A 4981-nucleotide genomic window follows, 5' to 3' on the forward strand; every position below is an offset into this window, starting at 1 on the left:
CCGCTGAAGAAGCGGTCGGGTGCCGCCCATCGTCTTAGCTCCGGATAGGCCAGCAGTGCCGCTCTGTAAAGATCGTTCGCATCGAGCGGATCGATCGAGCGCATCAACTCGGCACTCTGCAGAGAAAGCCACTCTCCGGCGGCCTTTGGGTCGATGTTGTCGGAAAAGTTTTTCCGAAAAGTGCGGTAGACGAGTGCCGTATCGCAGTGAACCGGCGGGGTGAACAGCTCCAAAGAGGGCGGCTCCTCGTCGAAAGGGGCGATCCTCTCTCCAATACCCTCGACGTTGGCGCTCGGATAGCCGTAGACGAAAAAGGGGACGTCGGCGCCGATCTTCTCTCCGATTCCGGCCAGAAACTCTTTTGTAAGCCCCAGTCCGCAAACATCGTTGCAGAGATTCAAAAAGGCGGCGGCATCGGAACTTCCACCCCCCAGTCCCGCACCCATGGGGATCCGTTTTTCGATTCTGATCCGGTGGACTTCGAAAAACTTTTCGATTTTTGGAGAGACCTTTTTGAGGAGACGATAGGCTTTCGAAACGGTGTTCTCCTGCGGCAGAGGAGAGGAAGAGAGGAGTTCGAAAAGGGGTGATTCGGACTCTTTTCTTTCGATCGAGAGGGTGTCGTGCAGAGACTCGACGCGTACGAATCTGGAGCGGAGTTCGTGGTAACTGCCCCGGATACCGACGATTTTCAGAAAGATATTGACTTTGGCGGGAGCTTCGACAGTCATGTTCCGGAGATTTTCTCTTTCAGGGAGGCGAGCAGAGCGTCGGAAGTCTCTCTGGCGGCTTTGATATTCTCTTCGCTGACGGCCTGGACCAGCTCTTCTCTCAAAATCGTCACGTCGTCGGGCGCCTCGATACCGATACGGACACTCTGTTTGTCGATGGCGACGATCCTGATGACGATATTGTCGCCGATCCGTATCGCTTCGTCTTTTTTGCGGGTCAGTACGAGCATAGTTTCACCTTGTTGAGCAGGTAGTTGACGGTTCCGCTCTTTTCTATCTCTATAATAGCAAAATATCGGTCAAAAACAACGGTATAGATGCCGGACTCTTGGATCGCGAACGATTCCCGGCTCAGTTTTTTCCCCAGGACGAGATCGTCGGAATCCCCGAGATACCGGTTTTCAGGAGGCTCCAGATATTTCAGCGGATCGAGCGGTTTCTCTCCTTCGTAGACGAATTCTCCCTCGCGAAGCCGTTCGAGATAGCTAAGCGATCCCGGGCAGCCCAGTTTTTTGGCGATCGCCTCGCCCAGGGAGCGGATGTAGGTTCCTTCGCTCACATCCGCTTCGAACGTGACGAAGGGGTGGCGGTAGTGCAGCAGTCTGATGTCGTGGATCGTCGAGGTGCAGGGCTGCAGCGCGATTTCGCTTCCCTCCCGGGCCAGATCGTAGGCGCGTCGGCCGCCGATCCGTTTGGCGCTGTACCGGGGCGGGGTGTAGGTGAAGGGACCGCGGAAGGAGAGTACGGCCTCTTTCACCTCCTCTTCCCTCAGCGGCGGGACCTCTTCGATGCGCTCGACGCTTTCGATGTCTAGCGTCTCGCCAAAAGCTCCCAGCCAGAGGGTGGCACGGTAGGTTTTGGGCGTTTTTTTCAGAAATCGGAAGAGTTTCGTGTACTGCCCGAAGGCGATGATCAAAACCCCGCAGGCAAAGGGATCCAAGGTTCCGGAAAATCCCGCTTTTTTGACGCCGTAGCGGCGTTTGATCCGCGAGAGAAAGGTGTTGGAGCCGATGAACATCGGCTTGCGGGCGACGAAGAGACGGTTATCGCAGTCGCTCAATACGAGCTCCTTTGGAATGAAAAATTAAAAAGAAGAATGAAAAATGGAGGAGGCGGCTTCGCCGCTTCCATCTACTCAATACTCAGCACTCGATACTCAAAACTCAACACTACACTCTCTCCACGAAACTCGAGAGGATCTCCCTGCGGTTGCCTCCGAAATTGATTTTGAGTTTGTAGTCGCGTCCGGCACGCGAGACTTCCAGGACCCGTCCGATGCCGAAAAGCTTGTGCTTGACCAGATCCCCTTTTTTGTATCCGGTGCTCTTTTCGATGGAGAGCGCCCCCTGAAGCAGTCCCGCTTCGGTGAGGAAGCGGCTCTTCTCCAGCTGCTTTCGGCGCCCCTTGTGGAAGCGGCTCTGGACCGTGGAGAGTGTCAGCGTCTCCTTGGCCCGGGTCATCGCCACGTAACCGAGGCGGCGCTCCTCTTCCATGTCGCAGCCGTCGCCCAGCAGGGGGAAGAACTCCTCCTCCATTCCGATGACGAAGAGGTGGGTGAACTCCAGCCCCTTGGAGGCATGAACGCTCATGATGGAGATCTGCTCCCCTTTGATCTGGTCCTGGTCGCTCTGAAGCGAAATCTCGTTCAAGAAGGCGTCCAGGCTCATGTCGGGATTTTTCTTGACCATGTCGCGGAAGAGGCCGTAGAACTCGTCGAGGTTGAGCACCCTCTCCATTCCGTCGGGCAGGGCGGCGTAGTACTCCTTGAGGCCGATCGTCTTGTCGAACTGGTCGATGAAACCCATGATCGAGTGCTCCAGTGTCTCTTGCAGGATCTCCAGATCGTTGATGAAGCGGTTGATCGACGCGTAGGCCTTTTTGCTGAGGAGTTTGGAGAGTTCGGTTTTGGGCGTTTCGCTCAGGAACTGGTACAAAGAGAGGTGGCGTTCGTAGGCCGCCTTTTCGATCTTGTCGATCGTCGCCTTGCCGATGCCCCGTTTGGGGCGGTTGATGACCCGTTTGAAGCTGAAGTCGTCGTGGCTGTTGGCGATGATGCGCAGGTAGCTGATGGCGTCCTTGATTTCGGCCCGCTCGTAGAAGCGGACCCCGCCGACCAGCTGGTAGGCGATGCCGGCGCGGTTGAGCCCCTCCTCCAATGAGCGGGAGAGGGCGTTGATGCGGTAGAGTACGGCGATCTCGCCCGCCGGCACGCCGCTGTCGATCAGCTGCTGGATGGCCCGGGCGATTTTGTCCGACTCTTCGTTTTCGTCGGCGCTCTGGAAAAGTTCCACCGGCTTCCCTCTGCCCTTCGTGCTGATGAGGGTTTTCCCCAGACGGCTTCGGTTGTGCTGGATCAGCAGGTTGGCCGCCTTGAGGATCTCTTCGGTGGAGCGGTAGTTGTTTTCGAGTTTGACCACTTTCGTGTTTTCGAACATGTTGGAAAACTCGAGAATGTTCCGGATGTTGGCGCCGCGCCAGCCGTAGATGCTCTGATCGTCGTCGCCCACGACGCAGAGGTTGGTATGGGTGTCGCAGAGTTTTTTCAGCAGTTGCAGCTGCAGCTCGTTGGTGTCCTGGTATTCGTCGACCATGATGTAGCGGTAGCGTTCGCTCACGCTTTTGCGAAGGGAGTCGTCCGTCTCGAGCAGTTCGTGGGTCAGCATCAGAAGATCGTCGAAATCGACCAGATTGTTTTCGGTGATGTAGTCCTGATAGGTTTTGTAGATGGCGGCGATCTTCTTGTATTGGGGATGTTCGGCCTGGGCGATCGCCTGGTCGGGTTTGATCAGGGAGTTTTTGTACCGCGATATCTCGCTGGCGACCAGCGCCGTCGGAAGCTCCTTGTCGATCTGCTTGATGATCCGTTTCTTGTCGTCGGTGTCGATGACGACGAAGTCGTTTTTCCTTCCGAGCTTCTCGATGTGGAACTTGAGAAAGAGAAGGCCGAATTTGTGGAAGGTGCAAAGCAGCGGCGGATAGATCGGATTTTCTATCATCGAAAGGGCCCGTTCGCGCATTTCGGTCGCCGCCTTGTTGGTGAACGTCAGTGTCAGAGTATTGGCCGGGTCGATACCGAGGGAGAGGAGATAGGCGAGCCGTGTCGTGACGGTTTTCGTCTTTCCGCTGCCCGCACCCGCGAGAATGAGCATCGGGCCGTCGATATGCTGTGCCGCTTCACGCTGCTGGTCGTTGAGTTGGTCGAGTATTTTGTCCATGGTCTCTTCTGTTTGCTTATAAAGTGTATTTAGTATATCAAAAAAATATTTAGGATTAGATATCTGAATACAATAAAGAGAGAAAAAGAAAAGAAACGGATAACAAAAAATTATTGATTTTATAAATATAATCTGATAGAATAACAAATAAAAATCTTAAGGAATAGTTATGTTAAAGGATTTCGCGAAACTGGAGACTTTTTTGACGGTCGTACGCGAACACAGCTTTTCCAAAGCATCGGCGAAACTGGGGATCTCCCAGCCCGCCGTGACGCAACAGATCAAATTCATCGAAAAGTATCTCGACTGTAAAATCATCGAACGGAAGAAAAACGGCGTCATCCTCACCAAAGAGGGGGAAGACCTCTACCGTATCGCCCTGCGGCTGGAGAAGTGCATCAACAACGCCGAAAGGGATCTGATCAAGATCATCAACAAGGAGATCACCTTCCGTATCGGGGCCTCTTTCACGATCGGCAACTTCATCATCCCCGGCAAGTGCCTCAACAACATCAAGCAGGTGATCCACAACGACGTACAGATCAAAGTGGAGCTGAGTGAGCAGGTGATCGACGACATCATCGCCAAACAGATCGACCTGGGACTCATCGAATCGCCGATTTTCAAAGAGGATGTGATCTATCGGGAGTGGCTGGAGGACGAACTCGTCGTCTTCAGCAACCGGCCGCTTCCCAAAACGCTCAAACCCGAGGATCTGAACAACTACCGCTGGATCTGCCGTGACGAGGCGTCCCATACCCGACGCATGGTCAAAGAGGTTTTCGAAGATATCGGAATCGAGTGCAAAAATCTCGACGTTCTCTACGAAGTCGACAGCTCCGCGACACTCAAAGCGGCGATACTCAAAGCGGAGAAAGATGACGAACGTCCACCGATCCTCTCTTTCATCTCCCACGTCGCCATCGCCGACGAAGTGGAAAACGGACAGCTCTACGAAGCGAGAATCCGGGGACACCGTATCAAGAGAAAACTCTACATCGCCTACTCCAAAGAGCGCAAACACGACGCCTTCAT

At 54.3% G+C, this 4981-nt stretch carries 5 protein-coding genes; 1 reads left to right on the forward strand and 4 read right to left on the reverse strand.

What is annotated here, in order from left to right; all coding sequences use genetic code 11:
* The 4 genes from Q1K23_RS07700 to Q1K23_RS07715 form a co-directional block, all read right to left on the reverse strand.
* Positions 1-731: 4-(cytidine 5'-diphospho)-2-C-methyl-D-erythritol kinase (locus tag Q1K23_RS07700; RefSeq protein ID WP_300363563.1), on the reverse strand; the 731-nt coding region annotated here is incomplete at its 3' end.
* On the reverse strand, positions 728-961 hold the full coding sequence (csrA, locus tag Q1K23_RS07705) for a carbon storage regulator CsrA (RefSeq protein WP_300363564.1): 234 nt from the start codon (positions 959-961) through the stop codon (positions 728-730). The genes Q1K23_RS07700 and csrA, both read right to left, overlap by 4 nt.
* The gene (truB, locus tag Q1K23_RS07710; protein ID WP_300363565.1) at positions 949-1791 is read right to left on the reverse strand and encodes a tRNA pseudouridine(55) synthase TruB; all 843 of its coding nucleotides are present in this window, start codon (positions 1789-1791) and stop codon (positions 949-951) included. The genes csrA and truB overlap by 13 nt, the downstream gene beginning before the upstream one ends.
* A 109-nt stretch (positions 1792-1900) precedes the next feature.
* Positions 1901-3946, reverse strand: coding sequence for a UvrD-helicase domain-containing protein (locus Q1K23_RS07715; RefSeq protein WP_300363566.1), 2046 nt, complete (start codon positions 3944-3946; stop codon positions 1901-1903).
* A 169-nt stretch (positions 3947-4115) separates the two neighbouring features.
* Between Q1K23_RS07715 and Q1K23_RS07720 the strand changes: the two genes are divergently transcribed.
* Positions 4116-4981: LysR family transcriptional regulator (locus tag Q1K23_RS07720; RefSeq protein ID WP_300363567.1), on the forward strand; the 866-nt coding region annotated here is incomplete at its 3' end.

Source organism: Hydrogenimonas sp., from assembly GCF_029933015.1.
Classification (GTDB): domain Bacteria; phylum Campylobacterota; class Campylobacteria; order Campylobacterales; family Hydrogenimonadaceae; genus Hydrogenimonas.

What these genes read in the sequence shown, in the direction of transcription:
- csrA (WP_300363564.1), bottom strand. Translation starts at nt 961, where the DNA reads ATGCTCGTACTGACCCGCAAAAAAGACGAAGCGATACGGATCGGCGAC.
- Q1K23_RS07715 (WP_300363566.1), bottom strand. Translation starts at nt 3,946, where the DNA reads ATGGACAAAATACTCGACCAACTCAACGACCAGCAGCGTGAAGCGGCA.